At 68.2% G+C, this 20,843-nt stretch carries 20 protein-coding genes; 9 read left to right on the plus strand and 11 right to left on the minus strand.

Translation table 11 applies throughout. The features are described from left to right. Nucleotides 1–21 precede the first annotated feature (21 nt). Together ACIA03_RS05255 and ACIA03_RS05260 are read right to left on the minus strand one after the other, a co-directional pair. The gene (locus ACIA03_RS05255) at nucleotides 22–540 is read right to left on the minus strand and encodes a DUF6448 family protein (RefSeq protein ID WP_396979974.1); all 519 of its coding nucleotides are present in this window, start codon (nucleotides 538–540) and stop codon (nucleotides 22–24) included. 255 nt (nucleotides 541–795) lie between these two features. Beyond that, nucleotides 796–2,583, minus strand: coding sequence for a CocE/NonD family hydrolase (locus ACIA03_RS05260; protein WP_396979976.1), 1,788 nt, complete (start codon nucleotides 2,581–2,583; stop codon nucleotides 796–798). 93 nt (nucleotides 2,584–2,676) lie between these two features. Here ACIA03_RS05260 and ACIA03_RS05265 point away from each other — a divergent pair, with 93 nt between their 5' ends. Then, the gene (locus ACIA03_RS05265; protein ID WP_396979978.1) at nucleotides 2,677–3,270 is read left to right on the plus strand and encodes a TetR-like C-terminal domain-containing protein; all 594 of its coding nucleotides are present in this window, start codon (nucleotides 2,677–2,679) and stop codon (nucleotides 3,268–3,270) included. Between the two features lie 39 nt (nucleotides 3,271–3,309). Here ACIA03_RS05265 and ACIA03_RS05270 read toward each other — a convergent pair whose 3' ends face one another. Next, on the minus strand, nucleotides 3,310–4,221 hold the full coding sequence (locus ACIA03_RS05270) for a LysR family transcriptional regulator (RefSeq protein ID WP_396979980.1): 912 nt from the start codon (nucleotides 4,219–4,221) through the stop codon (nucleotides 3,310–3,312). 148 nt (nucleotides 4,222–4,369) lie between these two features. Between ACIA03_RS05270 and ACIA03_RS05275 the strand changes: the two genes are divergently transcribed. The 4 genes from ACIA03_RS05275 (at nucleotide 4,370) to ACIA03_RS05290 (ending at nucleotide 9,630) form a co-directional block, all read left to right on the plus strand. After that, entirely contained in the window at nucleotides 4,370–5,308 is a 939-nt protein-coding gene (locus tag ACIA03_RS05275) for an MBL fold metallo-hydrolase (protein WP_396979982.1), read from the plus strand. A 16-nt stretch (nucleotides 5,309–5,324) separates the two neighbouring features. Continuing rightward, entirely contained in the window at nucleotides 5,325–6,251 is a 927-nt protein-coding gene (locus ACIA03_RS05280) for a fumarylacetoacetate hydrolase family protein (protein ID WP_396979984.1), read from the plus strand. 133 nt (nucleotides 6,252–6,384) lie between these two features. Continuing rightward, entirely contained in the window at nucleotides 6,385–7,968 is a 1,584-nt protein-coding gene (locus ACIA03_RS05285; protein WP_396979986.1) for a GMC family oxidoreductase, read from the plus strand. A 51-nt stretch (nucleotides 7,969–8,019) separates the two neighbouring features. Further along, nucleotides 8,020–9,630 carry an AMP-binding protein gene (locus ACIA03_RS05290; protein WP_396979988.1) on the plus strand — a complete coding sequence of 537 codons (1,611 nt, stop codon included), beginning with the start codon at nucleotides 8,020–8,022 and terminating at the stop codon, nucleotides 9,628–9,630. Between the two features lie 11 nt (nucleotides 9,631–9,641). Here the strand turns inward: ACIA03_RS05290 and ACIA03_RS05295 are convergent, their stop codons facing one another. Genes ACIA03_RS05295 through ACIA03_RS05305 form a run of 3 tightly spaced genes read right to left on the minus strand, consistent with a single transcriptional unit; the run spans nucleotide 9,642 to nucleotide 11,626 of the window. Continuing rightward, nucleotides 9,642–10,415: an anti-sigma factor family protein gene (locus ACIA03_RS05295; RefSeq protein WP_396979990.1), complete on the minus strand. Its 774-nt coding sequence runs from the start codon at nucleotides 10,413–10,415 to the stop codon at nucleotides 9,642–9,644. Continuing rightward, the gene (locus ACIA03_RS05300; RefSeq protein ID WP_396979992.1) at nucleotides 10,412–10,930 is read right to left on the minus strand and encodes a sigma-70 family RNA polymerase sigma factor; all 519 of its coding nucleotides are present in this window, start codon (nucleotides 10,928–10,930) and stop codon (nucleotides 10,412–10,414) included. The genes ACIA03_RS05295 and ACIA03_RS05300 overlap by 4 nt, the downstream gene beginning before the upstream one ends. A 24-nt stretch (nucleotides 10,931–10,954) precedes the next feature. After that, a complete protein-coding gene (locus ACIA03_RS05305) occupies nucleotides 10,955–11,626 on the minus strand; it encodes a YceI family protein (RefSeq protein ID WP_396979994.1) in 672 nt (223 codons plus the stop codon). A gap of 142 nt (nucleotides 11,627–11,768) precedes the next feature. Between ACIA03_RS05305 and ACIA03_RS05310 the strand changes: the two genes are divergently transcribed. Together ACIA03_RS05310 and ACIA03_RS05315 are read left to right on the plus strand one after the other, a co-directional pair. Then, nucleotides 11,769–12,953: an acyl-CoA dehydrogenase family protein gene (locus tag ACIA03_RS05310; protein WP_396979996.1), complete on the plus strand. Its 1,185-nt coding sequence runs from the start codon at nucleotides 11,769–11,771 to the stop codon at nucleotides 12,951–12,953. Nucleotides 12,954–13,037: 84 nt separating this feature from the next. After that, the gene (locus tag ACIA03_RS05315; RefSeq protein WP_396979998.1) at nucleotides 13,038–13,940 is read left to right on the plus strand and encodes a hypothetical protein; all 903 of its coding nucleotides are present in this window, start codon (nucleotides 13,038–13,040) and stop codon (nucleotides 13,938–13,940) included. A gap of 279 nt (nucleotides 13,941–14,219) precedes the next feature. Here the strand turns inward: ACIA03_RS05315 and ACIA03_RS05320 are convergent, their stop codons facing one another. Beyond that, on the minus strand, nucleotides 14,220–14,648 hold the full coding sequence (locus tag ACIA03_RS05320; RefSeq protein WP_396980000.1) for a DUF4267 domain-containing protein: 429 nt from the start codon (nucleotides 14,646–14,648) through the stop codon (nucleotides 14,220–14,222). Nucleotides 14,649–14,748: 100 nt separating this feature from the next. On the opposite strand from ACIA03_RS05320, the gene ACIA03_RS05325 reads away from it, so the two are divergent. Next, on the plus strand, nucleotides 14,749–15,327 hold the full coding sequence (locus ACIA03_RS05325) for a TetR/AcrR family transcriptional regulator (protein WP_396980002.1): 579 nt from the start codon (nucleotides 14,749–14,751) through the stop codon (nucleotides 15,325–15,327). An 83-nt stretch (nucleotides 15,328–15,410) separates the two neighbouring features. On the opposite strand, the gene ACIA03_RS05330 is transcribed toward ACIA03_RS05325, so the two are convergent. The 4 genes from ACIA03_RS05330 to ACIA03_RS05345 form a co-directional block, all read right to left on the minus strand. Continuing rightward, complete coding sequence (locus ACIA03_RS05330) at nucleotides 15,411–16,172, minus strand: sulfite exporter TauE/SafE family protein (RefSeq protein WP_396980004.1); 762 nt, start codon at nucleotides 16,170–16,172, stop codon at nucleotides 15,411–15,413. Further along, nucleotides 16,172–16,870 (minus strand): FadR/GntR family transcriptional regulator, encoded by a 699-nt coding sequence (locus tag ACIA03_RS05335; protein WP_396980006.1) that lies wholly within the window; start codon nucleotides 16,868–16,870, stop codon nucleotides 16,172–16,174. The genes ACIA03_RS05330 and ACIA03_RS05335 overlap by 1 nt, the downstream gene beginning before the upstream one ends. Before the next feature lie 138 nt (nucleotides 16,871–17,008). Next, on the minus strand, nucleotides 17,009–18,676 hold the full coding sequence (locus tag ACIA03_RS05340; RefSeq protein ID WP_396980008.1) for an MFS transporter: 1,668 nt from the start codon (nucleotides 18,674–18,676) through the stop codon (nucleotides 17,009–17,011). 30 nt (nucleotides 18,677–18,706) lie between these two features. Further along, nucleotides 18,707–19,315 carry a TetR/AcrR family transcriptional regulator gene (locus tag ACIA03_RS05345; RefSeq protein ID WP_396980010.1) on the minus strand — a complete coding sequence of 203 codons (609 nt, stop codon included), beginning with the start codon at nucleotides 19,313–19,315 and terminating at the stop codon, nucleotides 18,707–18,709. A gap of 195 nt (nucleotides 19,316–19,510) precedes the next feature. Here ACIA03_RS05345 and ACIA03_RS05350 point away from each other — a divergent pair, with 195 nt between their 5' ends. Then, the gene (locus ACIA03_RS05350) at nucleotides 19,511–20,839 is read left to right on the plus strand and encodes an SLC13 family permease (protein ID WP_396980012.1); all 1,329 of its coding nucleotides are present in this window, start codon (nucleotides 19,511–19,513) and stop codon (nucleotides 20,837–20,839) included. Nucleotides 20,840–20,843: the final 4 nt, after the last annotated feature.

A 20,843-nucleotide genomic window follows, 5' to 3' on the forward strand; every position in this document is an offset into this window, starting at 1 on the left:
CGTCGTGCTGTCCCGTTGCCCCTACTCCGCGTGAGTGTGCGCGCCCGCCTCGTGGTGATCGGTGGCGCGCATTGCGCCGTAGAGGTGGTGGCTGTACACCTCGTAACCGAGCATGGCCTGCACGTAGCGTCGTTCATCCTCCATGGACCGGGCGCGGTGTACGGCCAGGTCGCGCACAGCGTCGAGGCGGCGCTCGAGTTCGTCGCGCAGAACGTTGGTCAGGTAGTCACCCAACTGTTCGCTCGATCCGGATTCGATGGCGCGCTCGGCCAGGGGGATCACGGGGCCGACCGACAGTCCGGCCGGCCTCAGACCGGTGTATGGGGCGCCCTCGCCGGCGCGGTGCAGGCGCACCACGGTCTCGAAGAACCACAGTTCGGCGGTCTCGCGAACCTGCGGACCGGTGTCGCGAATCGGCATCACGCGGTCGTAGGCAGCGCGGACCTCGGCTTCCGCTTCGGCGGGCACGAACGGCAAGACAAGGTCCACGTCAGCCACTTCCAGCGCCTGGCGAGCCGCAGTGACGACGGGGCCATCCATTGAGTCACAGTGTGGAGGCATGCCATCCCTCCTTGACGAACTTCGACTCCTCCTTGCCTTCGATGCTAGGAGGGGGCGTCGCCGAGGAGAAGAGCCGAACGTCACTGTCTCGACGCCAGTCGAGCGGTGCGCGTCCACCGCTCGTGAACCGGTTGATGGTCGCGGCCGACAGGTTGGGGGCCGAGCCGACGAACAGGGCGATGTATCGGCAAGCGAGCGCCGGTGGCGTGTGCCCTGGGCGCCTTCCTGTGCAGATCACCTGCTCGGGATGACGGGCAGCAGGAGAGAGGCGTTGGTTCCGAGCCCGGTGTGGAGCGTGGTCTGACCGCCGAAGACGTCAAGTGGGTGATCGGAGGGGACATCGTGGGTGAAGACCCCGTTGCCGCGTTGCTGGATGCCGTAGAGCACTGGCCACGGGCCGTCACCGGGCATCTGGAAGTCCAGTCCTGACACGGTGACGCCGAACCGATAGCCGACAGGGATGACGATCGAGGTCGGCCAGATCTCCACGTCGAGGTCCACGGCCTGCCCTGGCACAAGAGGTAGGGACCGAACGTGCGGGTGCCAGGGGCGGTGCGGCAGGCTTCGCTCGGGGTCGATCTCACGGTGCGAGGCGCGCTGCCACCCGACGCCCAGGACGCCGTGCGCGTCGATCGCGGAGACAAGGGAGACGTCGCGACCTTCCTGGTCCTGGACGCGGAGCGTCACGACGACGTCGGCGTCGGTCGTCGAGGACGAGAGCCGGATCCGGGCAGAGGAAGGGCCGGTGATCTCCAAGGGCTCTGTCAGGGTGCTGGTCCAGAAGTCGACTCCGGGGCCGCGGGCGTCGAACTCGATGGAGTGTGCTTCGGGCTCGCTCTCGCCGAGGGTGCCCGTGGCCGCGTCAAGATACAGCCGGGTCCACTCGGTCCGCGCAAGGGGCCATTCCTGCTCGTTTCGCACCTCGAACGTGCCGTCGACGTGTCGGACGTTGAGGCGGACCGGTGGCTGCTCGTCCCACCCGGTGTCCAGGTCCTTGAGGAAGTGACCGAAGAAGCGCTTCTGCAGCGCTAGGCCGTAGTCGGTGTAGAACTCGGTGTAGTGCTCGTAGCCATGCACCTCCAGCCACTTCTGCTCCGAAGACACGCCCAGGTATCCCTCGAAGTTGCCGCGCGTGTGCAGGTGGTGGGCCCAGTTCGCGGCCGAGAGCACTGGCACCGTGATGCGGGACAAGTCTGGGGTGCGCTCCGTGTGGAAGTCGTCGAGCAGCTCCCGCCGAAGCACCTCACCGATCGTGTCCACGCGGTTGGCGAGAAGCTCCTCATCCTCGAGCGTGGGGGGTCCGCTCACGAGTTCGCCGGTGTTGGGGTTGCGCTTGCCTCGCTCGCCGACTCCGTGCTGGACGCCATAGATCTGATGGTCGACCCAAGCCTCGCCGAAGTTGCTCGCGATGCCTCCATGGCGGGCGAACTCGCGGTAGAAGTCGACGAACCCCTCCCAGGGGCAGATCGCAGTGAGGTGGGGTGGCTGCGTAGCTGCGACAAGCCACTGGTTGACGCCGTAGTAGGAGATTCCGAGCAGGCCGACCCGACCGGTGGACCAGGGCTGGGTGCCTGCCCACTCGATGAGGTCGTGATAGTCCCTGATCTCCTGCTCGCCGAGCAGGTCGAGGACGCCGGCGGTCCGTCCCGCTCCCCTCGAGTCGGCGCGGATCACGACGTACCCGTCGGGGACCCACTTCTCCGGATCGGGCGTCTCCCAGACCTGGTAGCGGTTCGTCGACCCGGCCAGGGCGGACGGGTAGGTGCTGGCCAACCGGTTCCACATGGGGGCGTAACCCTCCTGGAACGGCAGGCCCTTGCCGTAGGGGCCGAAGCACAGGAGGACCGGGTGCTGCCTCTCGTCGTCGGGACGGAAGACATCGGCGCGCAGGTGGGCTCCGTCGGGCATGGGCACGGCCACGTCCCAGTCGATCCGCATGCCGTCCACGGTCTCGCTGCGCTGCCGGATGCGACCGTCCTCGTTGCTGTCGGGTGACGGGGTCGGGTGCTGCTGCTCTGGCATGACTCTCTCCTTGCTAAAGCCAGTCGAATTGCGTTAGTGAGTATGACCCGCGTCACTTTCCAAAAGCAAGGCTGCATGCATTAGTGTTGAGGTATGTCCAGGCAGCGACGTCCCGGTGGCCGCTCGGCGCGTGTCCGGGCGGCGGTGGTGGAGGCCGTGATGGAAGCCGTCAGAAGCGGCGGAATCGATGCCGTGACGGTGGCTGCCGTCGCGGCTGCCGCAGATGTCAACGAGTCCTCGATCTACCGACGCTGGGGCAGCCGGGACAACCTCGTCCTGGACGCCCTGCTCGGCGAGATGGACGAGCACCTGCCTGTGCCCGATACGGGGAGCCTGCGCGATGACCTGCTCGCCTATGCCACGTCGCTGGCGGAGTACCTGTCGGGGCCACTCGGCCACGCAGTGGACAAAGCGCTGATCCTTGCTGCTGACAACACCGCCGCCGGCAGCGCCCGGGCGCGGTTCTGGGAGTCCCGCCTCGCGCTTGTCGAAGTCATGGTTCGGCACGCGGAGGAGCGGGGTGAGCTTCAGGGATCAGCCGATGCCAGCTTCGTCCTGCAGTTGCTCGTGGCACCGCTGCACTTCCGCGCCATCCTCACGCATGAGCCGATCGACGACGACTACCTTGCGCGGCTCGTCGATGTCGTCGTCAGAGGGATCGGCACGCGGGCGACGTCGACGGCCTGACTCCGGCGCGCTGCTGGCCTCGCACGAGGGGTTCGCCGCTCATCTCAGAGCGGCTGCGGCTTCGCGGAGGCGGTCGCGCAACCATTGGTGGGCGGGGCTGTCGGCATGGCGAACTGCCCAGAACATCGCCTCGGTGATCGGGGTGAACGGCACAGGTGACTCCAGTAGTCGAAGACCGTTCTGTCGGCCGAGCGTGCGACCCAGTCGTTCGTGAATCACGCTGAAGAAGGAACTGCCGCGGAGCAGCAGCGGAGCAACCACGAAACTTTGGGTTGCGACATCGATCGGCCGGTCCACCCCCTGTGCGCGGAGCTGGCTCTGGGCCGCCGTGGTCATCTCGTCCCCGACAAACGCGAGGTAGGGCAGGGACTCGAACTGATGCATCGTCATGGACTCACCGACGACCTCGTTGTCGGCGTCGACGGCGCAGACAAGCCGATCGGTGAACAGGTCCTCTGACAGCAACCGCACTCCCGATCGTTCGAGCTCTCGAGGAACGATGAACAGGTCGATCAGTCCTCGGCGGAGCTGGTCCACGTAGTCGGCGCCGATCGGTCGTACGTTGATGCGCACGCCCGGCGCCTCCTTTCGCAGAGTGTTCAAGAGTTCGCGCAGCATGACGACGAGTACGTAGTCGCTGGCCAGGATCGTGAACGTGCGCGACTCCTCGGCCGGATCGAAACTGGTGCGGGTTCCGAGGGCGCCTTCAACGATGCTCAATGCCTGGCGGACGGGCGTGACGAGGGACTCGGCGACGGGCGTCGGAACCAGAGCGCGTCCCTCGCGCACGAGGAGCGGGTCGTTGAAGAGCTTGCGCAGTCGAGCCAGGGAAGCGCTCATGGCGGGTTGACCCACGTGCATTCGTTCGGCTGCTCGGGTCACGTTCCGCTCGGCCATCAGCGCGTCGAAAGCCACGAGCAGGTTGAGGTCGGTCTTCTGCAGCTCGCTCATGTCACGCCTACGGGTCGCGAATCGGATCATCATCTTCATCGATGGATCACATCGATGAGAATCGTTTCCCTTCATGGTATCTCGATCCCTACCTTGGTGATCGCCCACCCGTATCCATGACGTCCCTCACACCACGAGAGGTGCAGGTATGACCCCGCATACAGAGGCTCGACGTATCGCCCCGCCCCGCCGGGCCACGGAGGTGGCCGAGGGAGTGTTCGCCTACGTCCAGCCTGACGGCAGCTGGTGGATCAACAACACCGGCTTCCTGGTCGCCACCGACGGTGTCGTGAGCATCGACTCGTGCTCAACGACCGACCGCACCCGCGCCTTCCTCGACGCGATGGCTCGGGAGACCGATCGCCCGATCCGCACGCTGGTCAACACCCATCATCACGGCGATCACACATTCGGAAACTACCTCTTCTCGGGCGCCACGATCGTCGGACACGACAACATGCGCGCTGCCATGCGGAACTGGGGCACCCCCAGCTCGGCGCCGTACTGGACCGACGTGGACTGGGGACCGGTCGAGCTCGCACCACCCACCCTCACCTTCAAGGATCGCGTCACGCTGTACCTCGATGACACTGCGTGCGAAGTCATGTATGTCGGAACGCCCGCGCACACCAACAACGACTCCGTCGTATGGATCCCCGACCGCGGGGTCCTCTTCACCGGTGACCTCCTGTTCAACGGCGGCACACCGTTCATGCTGCAGGGATCGATCGCGGGCACACTCGACGCGCTGGACCGGATCGCGGCTCTCGGTGCGGAGACGATCGTCCCGGGCCACGGGCCGGTGTGCGGCTCCGAGGTCATCGACGAGGTGTCGTCGTACCTACGTTTCGTTCAGGGGGTTGCGGCCGAGGCGCGCGAAGCCGGAGTCACGCCGCTCGAGGCTGCGAGGAGCGTCGACCTCGGCACGTACGCCAACCTGCTCGACGCAGAGCGCATCGTCGGGAACCTGCACCGCGCCTATGCCGAGGACGCCGGGGCCGAACCCGGTGCTGCCATTGACGAGCGCGCGGCCCTCGCCGACATGGTCGCCTACAACGGCGGCCGTCCCCTCACCTGCTACGCCTGATCTGGATGGAGTAACCATGCGCTGGACCAACTACCTGAGCCGTACCGACCAAGCCGTCCACTCGGCGCTCCTCGTGGAGGGGGAGCTGCTGGCGCTCGATCGACCGCTGATCGACCTGCTCAACAGCGACGTCCCATTGCACGGGTGGGCCGACCGGGCGATGGCCCGGCCATGGGAGCGATGCGCCGCAGAGGACGCCGACCTGCTCGCCCCGATCCCGCGGCCACCCTCGGTCCGGGACTTCATGGCGTTCGAGAACCACGTGGTGACCTCCTATGCCGCGCTCGACACCGAAGTCAGCCCCGTCTGGTACGACCAGCCGGTCTTCTACTTCACGAACCCGGCGGCGATCCTGGGACCGCGGGACATGGTGCCGATGGCCCCGGGTACGGCACGCTTCGACTACGAGCTCGAGGTCGCGGCGGTCATCGGACGATCCGGCGCGGATCTCCACCCCGAAACCGCCGAGGACCATATCGCCGGATACGTCATCTTCTGCGACTGGAGCGCCCGCGACCTCCAGACAACCGAGATGGAGGTCGGGCTGGGTCCGGCCAAGGGCAAGGACACCGCCACCAGCCTCGGCGCGTACCTCGTCACGCCCGACGAACTGGAGCCCTTCCGAAAGGGGCGCGGCTTCGATCTCCGCATGAACGTCGCCGTCAACGGCCGGGTGTACAGCTCCGGGAACTGGTCGGATCTGTACTGGTCCTTCGGGGAGATGCTCGCCTACGCCTCGCGGGGAACCCATCTCCGCCCGGGGGACATCATCGGCAGCGGTACGGTCGGCACCGGATGCATCCTGGAGCTGAGCCTGACCCACGGTGAGGCGGCGTACCCCTGGCTCCGGCCAGACGATGAGGTGCTCATCGAGATCGAACAGCTGGGTGCGATCCGCACGAAGATCACGACGAGCTCTGCGGCACCGATCCCGTTGCGGTGAGTGCTGCGAAGCTCGGGCAGCGTGGCGGCATTCGGGGCACCGGCCCGCATCGTACTCGCACGACCTCTCTCCAACCCGGCGTCCTTGGCGGTAGCCTGCTGGAGCCCGTCATCGTTGACGAAGGAGATCCGGTATGAGCCAGGAACTGACCAGCGACTACGTGGTGGTGGGGGCCGGATCGTCGGGCGCCGTGCTCGCGGCGAGACTCAGCGAGGACCCGAGCGTCCGGGTGACGCTGCTGGAGGCCGGACCGCGCGACAAGAGCATGAACATCCACATCCCGGCGGCGTTCTCGAAGCTCTTCCAGACCGAGCACGACTGGGACTACTTCACCGAGCCGCAGCCCGAGCTCGGGGGCCGACGGATCTACTGGCCCCGCGGGCGGATGCTCGGCGGCTCGTCCTCGATGAACGCGATGATGTGGGTCAAGGGTCTCCAGGGCGACTACGAGGAGTGGGGCGCGGCCGCCGGGCCTGAGTGGGGCTGGGACGTCGTCAAGCAGACGTACGCAGAGCTCGAGGACGTCGAGGACGCCACCGCCCTGGACGGCACCGGTGGCCCGGTCCGCGTCGAGCGGCAGCGGAGCCCCCGGCCCTACACCGAGTCCTTCCTCCAGGCCGCCGAGCAGGCGGGTTACCCGCGCGGCCGGGCCAACGGCCCCAACCCCGAGGCGTACGTCGAGACCATGGTCACCCAGCGCCGAGGCGCCCGGTGGAGCACGGCCGCGGCCTACCTCAAGCCCGCCGCCAGGCGCGCCAACCTGAACGTGGTCACCGGCGCCCAGGTGTCCCGGGTGACCTTCGACGGCCGCCGCGCGACCGGGGTCGACGCCGTCGTCGACGGCCGGCGGACGACGATCAGCGCCCGGCGCGAGGTGATCCTCTGCGGCGGTGCGATCAACACCCCGCAGCTGCTGATGCTCTCCGGGATCGGTCCGGCCGCCCAGCTGAAGGACCTCGGCATCGACGTCCTCCACGATGCGCGGGAGGTGGGGGAGAACCTCACCGACCACCTCGTCGCCGGGATCGGCTGGGAGGTCGAGCAGGGCTCGCTGGCGACCGCCGAGTCGCTCCGTCACCTCGGCAACTACCTGCTGCGCCGGCGCGGGATGCTCACCTCCAACGTCGGCGAGGCCTACGGCTTCCTGCGCTCGCGCCCCGACCTGGACGCGCCCGACATCGAGATGATCTTCGCGCCGGTCGGCTTCTTCGAGGAGGGCCTGGTGCCGTTCGCCGGCGAGGCCGTCGTCGCCGGCCCGATCCTGGTCGACCCGGCCAGTCGCGGCCGGATCACGCTCGCCTCCAAGGACCCCTCGGACAAGGCGGTCATCGACCCGCGCTACCTCTCCGACCCCGAGGGCAGGGACCGGGCGGCGATGGTCGAGGGCGTCCGGGCCGCGCTGGACATCGCGTCGCAGCCCGCGCTCAAACCCTTCCTCGGCAAGTTCCTGCGCCCCGACGTGCCCGTGGACTCGTCCGCGGAAGAGGTCGCCGACGCCCTCCTGGCTCGTCACGCGCACACCCTCTACCACCCCACCGGCACCTGCCGGATGGGCACGGACGAGGCCAGCGTGGTCGACCCCCACCTCCGCGTACGCGGCGTCGAAGGGCTCCGGGTCGCCGACGCCTCGGTGATGCCCAGGATCGTGCGCGGCCACACCAACGCGCCCGCGATCCTGATCGGCGAGCGCGCCGCGGAGCTGATCGCGAAGGACTGAGGCCTCAGCAGGCCCGTTGAACCCACCCGTGACTCAGGTCACACTGGGCTCATGACGGATTCCTACGCTGCCGGAGAGACCACCACCCCGCTGCTGGAGGAGACCATCGGTGCGAGCTTCGACCGCACCGTCGCCAGATTCGGAGACCGGGAGGCGCTGGTCGAGGTGAGTTCCGGCAGACGCTGGACGTACGCCGAGATGAACCGCGACGTCGACGCGCTGGCCGTCGGGCTCCGCAAGGCCGGGATCGGCAAGGGCGACCGGGTCGGGATCTGGGCGCCCAACTGCGCGGAGTGGACGCTGACCCAGGTGGCGACCGCGAAGATCGGCGCGATCCTGGTCAACATCAACCCGGCCTACCGCACTCACGAGCTGGCGTACGCCCTGACCCAGTCGGGCATCAAGCTGCTGATCTCCGCCCAGGAGTTCAAGACGTCCGACTACCGCGCGATGGTGGCCGCGGTCAGCGGCGACTGCTCCGACCTCGAGCGGACCGTCTTCATCGGCGACCCGGAGTGGACCGCGCTCCTCGAGGCCGGCGCCGGCGAGCGGCTGACCGACCACGTCAGCTACGAGCTGAGCCCCGAGGACCCGATCAACATCCAGTACACCTCGGGCACCACCGGCTATCCCAAGGGCGCGACGCTGAGCCACCGCAACATCCTCAACAACGGCTACTTCACCACCGAGACGATCGGCTTCACCGAGCACGACCGGCTGGCGATCCCGGTGCCGTTCTACCACTGCTTCGGGATGGTGATGGGCAACCTGGGCTGCATCACCCACGGGGCCACGATGGTCATCCCGGGCCCGGCGTTCGACCCGGCGGCCACCTTGGCGGCGGTCCAGGACGAACGCTGCACGGCCGTCTACGGCGTACCCACCATGTTCATCGCGATGCAGAATCACCCCGACTTCGCCACGTTCGACCTGAGCACGCTGCGGACCGGGATCATGGCGGGCAGCCCGTGCCCTGTCGAGGTGATGAAGCGGTGCGTCAACGAGATGCACATGAGCGAGGTCTCGATCGCCTACGGCATGACCGAGACCTCACCGGTCTCGACCCAGACCAGGCGCGACGACGACCTCGAGCACCGCACGGCCACCGTCGGTCGGGTGCACCCGCACGTCGAGGTGCGCGTCGTCGACCCCGCCTCGGGCGAGGTGCTGCCCCGGGGCGAGGCCGGCGAGTTCCAGACCCGCGGCTACTCGGTGATGCTCGGCTACTGGGCCGACGAGGAGAAGACGCGGGCGGCGATCGACGAGGAGGGCTGGATGCACACCGGCGACCTCGCCGTGATGAACCCCGACGGCTACTGCAATATCGTCGGCCGCATCAAGGACATGGTCATCCGCGGCGGCGAGAACATCTACCCCCGCGAGATCGAGGAGTTCCTCTACACCCACCCCGACATCGAGGACGTCCAGGTGATCGGCGTCCCCGACGAGAAGTACGGCGAGGAGCTATGCGCCTGGGTCCGGCTGCGCCCCGGCGCCGAGCCGATGACGGCCGAGACCCTGAAGGCGTACGCCACCGGCAAGCTCGCCCACTACAAGATCCCGCGCTACGTCCTGGTCGTCGAGGAGTTCCCGATGACCGTGACCGGCAAGGTCCGCAAGGTCGAGATGCGGGAGAAGACCGTCTCCGAGCTGGGACTGTAGGACCTGAGGGCTCAGGTCAGCGAGGCGGCCGCGACCGCGGTGTCGTCGCCGACGAGGGTGATCTCGACACGCTCGACGTCGCCGATCGGCACCGCGGAGGAGGCGTCGAGCCCGAGCGTCTCCCCGCCCGACCACGTCCACGACCCGGCGACGGTGCGGTCACCGTCGCGGCCGACCAGCACCAGGTCGTACGTCACCGGCTGGACCGGACTATCGGACTGCGCCGGCGCGCTCTGCCCCGGCCTGGGCGGGTAGTGGCAGCTCCACGTCAGCTTGGTGCCCCAGGAGGTCGGGGTGACGACGAGCTGCGCCCACATGTCGATGCTGCCCACCGGACGCAGGTCGACGGTGCGTACGTTGGCGGCCGACGAGCCGGTCGGGGTGACCGGGGCCGAGGGGTCGGCGACCGGCTGCCGGCCACCGTCGCGACCGATCGCCAGGCCACCGATCGCGGTGCCGCCGGCGAGCAGGACGACGGCGGCCGCGACCGCGAACGCCCGGCGGCGCCGTCGCGACCTGCGTACGGCCCCGGCCAGCTCGGCCAGCGGGGGCGCGGGGACCTCGGCGGCGGTTTCCTCCAGGAGCTCCTCGGCCTCCTCCCGTGAGAGTGCGCCGAGGAGACCGGGCATGCCGGCCAGCTCGGCCACGGCCTCGCGACACTGACCGCAGCCGGCCAGATGCCGCTCGTAGGCACGACGGTCGCTCGGGCTCAGTGCGCCCAGCACGTAGGACGCGTCCCAGTCGGCGAACGTCTCGTGTCCGGAGGCATCCAGATGGTCGTTCATGAGGTGACCCCCTTCTCTTGCAGGGCGAGACGCAGGGCTCGCAGACCGTAGTGCAACCGAGACTTGACCGTTCCTGGCGGGATGTCGAGCTCGCGGGCGAGCTCGGCGACCGACCGGCCGCCGTAGTAGGCCCCGACCACCACCGCCCGGTGGTCGGGGGAGAGGGCGAGCAGGGCATCGGCCACCACCCAGGAGTCGAGCACGGCCTGGGTCTCGTCGGCCCGCGTCCCCTCGGGTGGTGACTCCGCGGCGTACTCGCGCTTCCGGCGGGCGCTGCGCAGGTCGTCGATGACCAGGTTGCGGGCCGTGGTGAACAGCCACGCGCGTACGCCCTCGTCGGGCCGCTGTAGCACCGCCGGGTTGCGCCACGCGCGCAGCAGCGTCTCCTGCACCACGTCACGGGCCTCCTCGGCGTCGCCGATGCGGCGCACGACGTAGCGGTAGAGCGCCTCGGAGTGGGCGTCGTGCACCGCTACGAGAAGCTCGTCCTCCGCGCCCATGTCACCTCCCCGCACGAACCCAGGATCCCAGAGCCCCGGTCAGCCCTTGACCAGGTCGAGCGAGAACTCGACGCTGCCGGTGTCCTCGACGCTCACGAAGCCGAGGTTCGGGGCCTCGACGCCGAAGTCGGCGAAGGTGATCGGCACGCTCCCGACGACCTGGAGGGCGCTGGCGCCGTCGCCGCCGACCTCGGCGTCCACGGTCACCGGCCTGGTCTCACCGTGCACGGTGAGGTCGCCGACCAGCTCGACGTCGGTGGCGCCCTCGGCGAGGGCGGCGGGCTCGGTCAGCTCGAAGGTGGCGGTCGGAAACCGCTCGGCCTCGATCGCGCTGCCCCGGAAGTAGTCGTCGCGGCGGTCGGAGTCGGTGGCGATCGTGGCCACCTTCACCTCGATGCTCGCCTCGGTGACCTCACCCTCGGCGATGGTGACCTGCCCGGTCACGTCCTCGGTGCGGCCGGTGACGGTGACGTCCTCGCCCTGCAGCACCTCGTCGACACGGTAGCCGGCGAAGGAGCCGTCGGAGACGGTCCAGGTTCCGCTGCTGTCTGTGCCCGCGGCGGGTGCTGCCGAGGCGCTGAGGCTGGGCTCGTCAGCCGCTGCCTCCTCGGCGCGGTCCGCGTACCAACCCGGCCCGAAGATCGCCGCGACGCCTCCGACCACGACCACTGCCGCACCGACCCCGACTGCTGCTTTCGTACGTGTCCGCACGCCGCTTCCTCTCGCCTCGAGGCCGACCCGATGCCGGCCTTCACCTCCACTACGGAGTGCTGCGGCGAACGGTTCAAACGAGCCTGCGTGACGGGTGACACAATCGGTCGCGGCCCCCGATCGATCCCCAAGGAGACTCCCCATGCCCCAGACCCCGCTCGAGCTCTTCGGCACCGAGGCCCTCATCGGCGATGAGGACCGTGCGATCCGCGACACGGTGAGGTCCTTCGCGGAGAAGGAGATCAAGCCGCACCTGGCCGACTGGTTCGAGGCGGGCTCGGTGCCGGTCAAGGAGCTGGCTCCCGAGCTCGGCAGGCTCGGCGTCCTCGGCATGCACCTGGAGGGCTACGGCTGCGCGGGCACCAGCGCCACGGCGTACGGGCTGGCCTGCCTGGAGCTCGAGGCCGCCGACTCTGGCATCCGATCGCTGGTCTCGGTGCAGGGGTCGCTGGCGATGTTCGCGATCTGGAAGTGGGGGAGCGAGGAGCAGAAGCAGGAGTGGCTGCCGCGGATGGCCGCGGGCGAGGCGGTGGGCTGCTTCGGGCTCACCGAGCCCGACTTCGGCTCCAACCCGGCAGGGATGCGTACGCGGGCACGGCGTGACGCCTCGGGCGACTGGATCCTCTCCGGCACCAAGATGTGGATCACCAACGCGCCGGTCGCCGACGTCGCGGTCGTATGGGCCCAGACCGACGAGGGCGAGAACGGCAAGGGGATCCGCGGGTTCGTGGTCCCCACCGACACCCCGGGGTTCTCTGCCCCGGTGATCAAGCAGAAGCTCTCGCTGCGCGCCTCGGTCACCGGCGAGATCGTCCTGGACTCGGTCCGGCTCCCGGCCTCGGCAGCGTTCCCTGAGGTCAGGGGCCTCAAGGGCCCGCTGTCCTGCCTCAACGAGGCCCGCTTCGGGATCGTCTTCGGCGCCGTCGGCGCGGCCCGGGACTGCCTCGAGTCGGCCATCGCGTACGCCGCCTCCCGCGAGATCTACGACAAGCCGCTCGCCGGCTACCAGATCACCCAGACCAAGCTCGCCGACATGACCCTCGAGCTCGGCAAGGCGATGCTCCTGGCGTTGCACCTGGGGCGCCTGAAGGACGAGGGCACTCTCCGTTCCGAGCAGATCTCGCTCGGCAAGCTCAACAACGTCCGCGAGGCCATCGCCATCGCCCGCGAGTGCCGCACGATCCTCGCGGCCGCCGGTGTCACGCTCGAATACCCGATCCTGCGCCACGCCAACAACCTCGAGTCGGTCCTGACGTACGAGGGCACCAGCGAGGTCCACCAGCTCATCATCGGCCAGGCGCTCACGGGGGAGTCCGCCTTCCGCTGACGGCGCGAGAGGGATCCAACCACAAGATGCTCGGACTTTGAATGATGTTCGCTAAGAACGAACACTTGTTCGAGTGATCCTTGCGTGTCTGCCGCCACATCGGGCGATCTGTCCGTCACCCTCGATTGGTCAGGAATCACTGTCGACCGGAGTGTTGAGATGCCTGGATCATCGATGATTGCCCCGCTTGTGGAATTCCTTAAAGACCCGGTCCGGATATTGGGGTCTCTGTATTCGTGGCTCGGATGGCCCACTTCGACGTTATGTATCGCCGCTGTCTGGTTCACCGAACGACCGACGACGGCACTCGCTAGAACTCCGTGGATTTCGGGGCTCGGGTCACAGGTGGACGAGGTGCGACAGTTGATCATTCTTGTTCACCCCAACAATCTCGCACTCGTATCCATTCTTGTCCTGACCGCCCTGCCGATTTGTGCCGCCTTCGCTAGGGGGTGGAATGGTGTCGACTACTGCATCGAGCTTGTCGCACAGCGTTATCGCCCGGCCGTCGTTACGTTCTGGCTGATCACCCTGGTGAGCCTTGAGGCCCATCCCACCTCGATCTACGGCATGCTTACTCGGCTTCAGCATGCGGCGGTGACTCTCGCCGGTCTGGCGTGGCGACCGCTCGTTCTGGTTCTGGTTCTAGCTCTGTTGGCTGCCGTTGCCGTCGTTATCACTGCACACGAGGATGACGAGCGCCCATATGACGAGCTGTTCGAAGAGGTCCTCGATGACTGGCTTCCTCGTTCGGCATCGGTCTTGGGCTCAGTTGTGGTCGGGCTGGGGATGATGTTGATCTTGGCTGCCGTTGAGGTACTTGCGAACCCCGTCCGAATCCTGTCCTTCTGTGTTGGCCTCATCGATGTGCGGCAGGAGACTCCGGGATGGTCCGGTGTGCCCATCGAAGAGTGGGCGGCAGTTGACGCGCAGCCTTCCGACCACGCAATGTCCGTAGCGCGTCTTCCGGGCGCAAGGGCGTTATGAGAGCTTCATCTGCATCGCCCGGATCTCGCCGCCGGCGCGCCGGCTTCGTCAGTGGGTCGCGCCCTATTGAGGCAGCGGCCGGGCTTGCCCCGTCTCACATAGGTAGGTCTGTTGCTGGTGAACGAATCTTCGTTCACCAGCAACAGACCTACCTGACCGAACCTCCACATCGTCCACCGGAGATGGATCGGTACGCGATCGCAGATCTGGAGTCTGAACGCCGACCGAGTCGCATCGCCGACGCCCTCTGTCGCGCCGAGTCGATCGATGCACCGCGTATCAAACAGCCAGCCCGTCGGAGACTTGGACGGAGACGTCAGCGGGCTTGCGGGTCTCCCAGAGGATCAGCAGGCCGCTGATCGCGATCAGCACCGCGGTGAACCCGTGGATGCCCAGTGCGGCGGCGACGGTGCCGTGGTGAGTCAGCACGTTGATCATGTCGCCGAACGGGGCGACGGCCTCCATCAGCAGGACCAGGCCGAGGGCGCGGCGATGGCCCGTCACCAGCAGGATCCCGGTCATCAGGCCCATCGACAGCTCGCGGATGCCCTTCATGACCAGGAAGCCGCCGCCGTCGCCCTCGGGCCAGGTCGGCAGGCCGATGCCGGGAGCCGTCGCCTCGGGACTCAGGATGAAGGAGAACCCGAGGTAGAAGGCGAACAGCGTGACGGCGGTGGCGAGGATGGTGTTGATGGTCTTCAGCGACATGGTTCTGCTCCTTGAAGCGTGAGGATCTAGCAGTGCTAGAGAATGAATCAACGATAGCGATGCTGCCGCTCGAATGTCTAGCAATGCTAGGATTCGTGTCATGTCGGTACAGGAGCGCAAGCAGCGCGAGCGGGCGGATCGTGAGCGACTCATCGTGGCCACGGCCCGTGAGCTCGCCGAGCAGCAGGGCTGGGACGCGGTGACCACGCGCCGGCTCGCCGAGCGGATCGAATACAGCCAGCCCGTCCTCTACAGCCACTTCCGCGGCAAGCGCGAGATCATCGGCGCCGTTGCGCTCGAGGGTGCCTCCGAGATGGCCGTGGCGATGCGAGCGGCCACTGCGGTCGCCGACACGCCGCGCGAGCGCGTCGCCGCTCTTGCTCACGCCTATCTCGACTTCGCCGACCGCAACCCGGCGGTCTACGACGCCCTGTTCCAGCTCGACGGGGGCCTGGCGTACGCACAGGAGGACACCCCGGAGCAGCTGAAGGACGCCTTCGCCGCACTGATGGAGACTCTGAGCGAGGTCGCCGGTGACGGCGTCGGCCCGGAGGCGTTCACCGAGGTCTTCTGGGCCTCCCTGCACGGGATCGCGACCCTGACCCGGTCGAGGCGACTGCTGCCCGAGGATGCCGAGCAGAGGCTGGAGCTGCTGGTCGACCGCCTCGCGGTGCTCTGACGCGTCCGGTCAGTATCGGTGAGTCCGCGGGACAGTGGTCGCTCGACCGGCGCGCGCTGGAGGGCACCACCGCCGTTCTGACCTCAGCGCACGAGCATGAGCGTCGCCGCGCCGATCCCGACGACGACGATCAGCGAGCGCAGGACAGTGGCCGGCAGCCGCCGACCGATGTGGGCCCCGACGTACCCGCCGACGACCGAGCCTGTGGCGAGCAGTCCGACGGCCCGCCAGTCGAGGTCGGCGATGGCCAGGAAGATCACGGTCGCGACCACGTTGGAGGCCATCACCGCGAACGTCTTGAGCGCGTTGACCGTGCGGAACTCCAGGTCGGTGCCGAGCCCGAGCACGGCCATCATCATCACACCGGACCCGGCGCCGAAGTAGCCGCCGTAGACGCCGGTCAGCGTCGCGAAGACCGTGGTGAGCCCCGAGATCCGCACCCGCGGCTCGTCGTCGGTGGCGTGCTGGCGCAGGAACCGGCTCAGCCGCGGCTGGACCCCCACGAGTACGCAGGTGCCCAGGATCAGCCAGGGGACGACCGCCTCGAAGACCGATCCCGGCAGCCACAGCAGGAGCAGCGAGCCGGCGATGCCGCCTCCGGCCGCCGTCATCAGCACGGCAGCGGTCACGCCCGGATGTTCGGCCAGCTCACGCCGGTAGCCGAAGGAGCCGCTCAGTCCGGCCGGCGTCATCCCGACCGTGTTGGAGGTGTTGGCCACCACCGGCGGGAGACCGACGGCGACCAGGACGGGGAAGCTGAGCAGCGAGGCGACGCCGACGGTGGAGGTGAGGATGCCCGCACCCAGCCCCGCGGCGAGCACCGCGAGCTGGTCGACCCACGTCATCAGTCGCGGAGCAGGGCGACGTCGCTGACCAGCATGACGTGACCGTGCATCGCGGCCGCGGCGGCCTGGGCGTCGCCCGAGGCGATCGCGTCGGCGATCTTCTGGTGGCCGGCGAGCGAGGTCTTGGGCCGGTCGGGCTGGGAGAGCGACTCGATGCGGGTCTCGCGGATCAGCTCGCTGATCTCGGTCATCATCTGCTCGAGCAGGGGGGAGTGGGCGGCCTCGGTGACCGCCCGGTGGAAGAGCTCGTCACCCTGGACACCGCGGCCACCGCCCTCGATGTCGGCCTTCATCGCCTTCAGCGCCGCATCGATGCGATCCAGGTCCTCCTGCGTACGCCGCTGGGCCGCCAGCGCGGCGATCTTGGTCTCCAGCGCGTCGCGGGCCTCGATGACGTCGGGGATCCGCTCCGCGTGCGCCCGGATCGCATCGGTGATGCGCTCGGCCCTGGGCTTGTCGGTCAGCACCGTCCCGTCGCCGTGCCGGACCGCGACGACGCCGATCACCTCGAGCGCGACGAGGGCCTGGCTCAGGGTCGCCCGACTCACCCCGAGGCTGGTCGCGAGCTGTCTCTCGGGCGGCAACCGGTCGCCGGCCTTCAGGTCCTTCTCCGCGATCCAGGCCGTGATCTGCTCCGCAACCTGCTCATACAGGCGGGTTCGCTGCAGCGGACGTGGAAAACGCGCGGACTCACTCATGGCTACAGCGTATGGACGTTCGTCCGATTGTCCTATTGGCTAGGCCATCGCCTGGCCTGTGGGACGTGTCACATCTGCGACGTGGCGGCCCCCGGGTAGGGGAGCCGCCACGTCGGTCGTCGTGCGGTACGGGGCCGGTCAGCCCACGTGCACGCCGCCTTCCGGCCCGTCCGTCGCCAGCTCGGTGTGCTTGACGTCGAGGAAGATCCAGATGACCGCGGAGGCCGCGAGCATCATCATGGAGCCGACCAGGAACGCTGCGTGGGCGCCGGAGGTGAAGGTGCCCTGGAACAGCGCGCCCTGGAAGAAGGACAGGTCGCTGCCCGGGATCAACGCGTTGGGGTCCATCCCGGACTTGGTGATGCCCTCGTGCAGCGGAGCGGCGATGTCGTCACCACGGTTGTTGCTGAACTGGAGTGCCACCGTGCTCAGCACCGCCAGGCCGAGCGCCCCGCCGACCTGCTGCATCGTGTTGAGGACGCCGGAGCCGATGCCCGAGTCCTCGGTCCGCACGTTGTGCACCGCGGTCAGGGTGAGCGGCACGAACACCATGCCCATGCCGATCGCCATCAGGAGGATGTACGGGAACAGGCTGGTCCAGTAGTTCACGTCAGCGCCGAGGGGGTTGCCGGCGCCGAGCGCCGCGAGGACCGCCGAGGGGCTGTCGTCGACGTCGATCCGCGAGAACATGAACAGCGAGATCGCCGCGAGCAGGGTGCCGGTGCCTGAGAGGTAGCGCGGAGGGATCCGGGCCACCAGGTTGGACGACACGCCCGCGCCGATCACGATGCCGAACGAGAACGGCAGGAACGAGAAGCCGGCCTCGAGCGGGCTGAGGCCCTTGATCTGCTGCACGAACAGGCTCAGGTAGAAGAACATCGCGAACATCGCGGCCGGGGCGATCATCATCGCCACGAAGCTCGTGGCCCGGGTGCGGTTGGCGAAGATCCGCATCGGGAGCAGCGGGTGGTCGACCCGCGACTCGATGACGACGAAGGCGACGAGGAGCGCGACGCCCGCGGCGAGCGAGGTGATGGTCTGGGCGTGGTCCCAGCCGTAGGCCTCCTGGCCACCGCGGGAGAGCCCGAACACGATGCCGAGCAGGCCGAGCGTACCGGTGATGGCGCCGGGGATGTCCAGCCAGCCGGTGTGCCTCTCGGACTCCCGGAGGACCCGCGGCGCGGCCAGCGCGGCGAGCAGGCCGATCGGGACGTTGATCAGGAAGGTGAGCCGCCAGCCGTCGACGCCCAGGGGCTGGTCGAGGCCGGTGAGCCAGCCGCCGAGGATCAGGCCGATGGCGGCACCGATGCCCGACATGGTCGCGTAGGCCGCCATCGCGCGGTTGCGCTGAGGACCGGCGGGGAACGTCGTGGTGATCAGCGCGAGCGCGGCCGGCGCGGCGAGCGCGGCGCCGACGCCCTGGAGGCCCCGCGAGCCCAGCAGCAACGCCTCGTTCTGGGCGAGCCCACCGAGGAGAGAGCCGATCGCGAAGAGGGTGAGACCGCTCATGAAGAGACGGCGCCGCCCGTAGAGGTCACCGAGACGGCCGCCGAGAAGCAGCAGGCCGCCGAAGGCGAGCGCGTAGCCGGTGACGATCCAGGTCAGGTTGGCCTGGGAGATGTCGAGGTCGCTACCGATGTAGGGCAACGCGATGTTGGCGATGGTCGAGTCGAGCACCACCATCAGCTGTGCGGTCAGGATGAGCACGAGGGCGAGACCGGCGTGCGGAACCTTGGCCTTCTCCTGCTCCGGCGGCGCGGTCGAGGAGATCGTCCCCTCGGCGCCGAGGGATTCGGTGTTGGTCATGAGTTGGATTCCTTCGTGTGTGGGGTGGAGTCAGCCGCGGGTCACGGCAGGGAGGATCAGCTGGTCGACCACTTTGGCGATCAGCTCGGTCGTCGGCGGCTCCCCGAGGAGGAAGGTGTGGTGCAGGACGACGCCCGGGAGGGCGGAGGAGATCAGCTCGAGATCGAGGTCGTCGCGGATCTCGCCGCGCTCCTGCGCGCGGCGGAACATCTCGGTCGCGATGGCCTTCTTCGGGCCGACGACGCCGCGCCGGAACGCCTCGGCGAACTCGGCGTCACGGGAGATCGCGGTGACGACGCTGCCGAAGATCGCGATCTGGCGCTGGTCGGTGAGACCGCCCATGCCGCAGAACGCGCCCAACAGGTCCTCGCGGAGGTCGCCGGTGTCGGGAACCGTCCACGGCTCCTTCTCGGAGGTGAGCGCGTCGATGACGAGCTGCGCCTTGCCGTTCCACCGGCGGTAGAGCGTCGCCTTGGAGGCCTTGGCCTGCCCGGCGACGGCGTCCATCGTGAGCCGGTCGTAGCCCAGCTCGGTCAGGATGTCGATCGTCGCGTCGAAGATCTCCTGCTCCCGCTCGCCCTCGATGCGCGGGCGGGACTGCGCCTCAGCGGCGGCCTGGGCGGCTCGGGTGGGGGACATCGGGCACCTCGCAAATCGTTCGTCGATGAAACGGTACGGTTTCGTTTCAAAAGATAGTACGGAGTCGTTTCGTTCTGGGCAAGTCGGTTGTTGGGTATTGACGTTCTCCGGATTGTCCTATTGGCTAGGCCACTGAGCCGATGGTGATGCGAGTCACACCGGTGCCAGATGGGGGCCAAACAGAAGGGAAGTCCGATGGGACCGGAATGGGTGGCGATCATCGCGTTGGTCGCCTTGTTCGTGGCCGGCACGTTGTTGCCGATCAACATGGGAGCTCTGGCGTACGTCGCGGCGTGGCTGGTCGGGATGTTCGCGCTGAACCTCGACGAGAAGGAGATCCTCGCCGGCGTCAGTGCCGACCTGATCCTGACGCTGATAGGTGTCACCTATCTGTTCGCGATCGCCAGGAACAACGGAACGGTCGACCTGATCGTCAGTAGTGCCGTCCGCGCGGTCGGAGGAAGAGTCGCGCTCATCCCGTGGGTGATGTTCGCGGTGACCGCCCTGCTGACCGCCATGGGAGCCGCCAGCCCGGCGGCCTGCGCGATCATCGGACCGGTCGCGCTCGGCTTCGCGGGTCGCTACAAGATCAACCCGCTGATGATGGGCATGTTCGTCGTGCACGGCGCCCAGGGCGGCGGCTTCTCGCCGATCAGCATCTACGGCACGATCACCAACTCGGTCATGGTCGACAACGGCCTGCCCGCCAGCGAGATGACGGTCTTCCTGACCAGCCTGGTGGTCAACCTGATCATGGCGACGATCCTCTTCTTCGCCCTCGGTGGACGTGCGCTGATGAACATGCGGCTCGACCCCGACGAGGCGGCCAACGCCGCCGCCGGCGTACCGGGTGACCTGAACGAGGGCGGCGTGACCGTCCCGGCCCGCGGCTACGGCACCGTCGCCCCGACGGGCACCAAGCCCGGCATCCGCACCGAGCAGGTCCTGACCCTGGCCGCCTTCGTGATCGTGGCAGCCATCGCGCTGTTCTTCGACAAGAACATCGGCTTCGCCTCGATCACCGCAGCGACCGTCCTCGCGGCGCTCTCGCCGAGCCAGCACAAGGACGCCATCCGCCAGATCGCCTGGCCGACCGTGCTCCTGGTCGCCGGCGTCTCGACGTACGCCACGATCCTGAACACCGCCGGATCGCCGGAGTTCGTGGGCGGCTGGGCCGCCGGCCTGGGCGTCGCGGCGATCGGCGCGCTCATCCTCTGCTACGTCGGCGGCGTGGTCTCCGCGTTCGCCTCCTCCACGGCGCTGCTCCCGATCATCATCCCGATCGCGGTGCCGCTGATCGCCGAGGGCGGCATCTCGGCAGCCATGTTCGTGGCCGCGCTGGCGATCTCCTCGACCATCGTCGACGTGAGCCCGTTCTCCACGAACGGCGCGCTCATGCTGGCCAACCGGCCCGAGAGCATCACCGAGGAGCGCTACTACAAGCAGATCCTCGGCTACAGCGTCATCGTGGTGCTCGTCGGTCCCCTCCTGGTCTGGGCCACCATGGTCCTCCCGGGCTGGTGACGCG

The organism is Nocardioides sp. NPDC051685, assembly GCF_044453405.1.
Taxonomy (GTDB): domain Bacteria; phylum Actinomycetota; class Actinomycetes; order Propionibacteriales; family Nocardioidaceae; genus Nocardioides.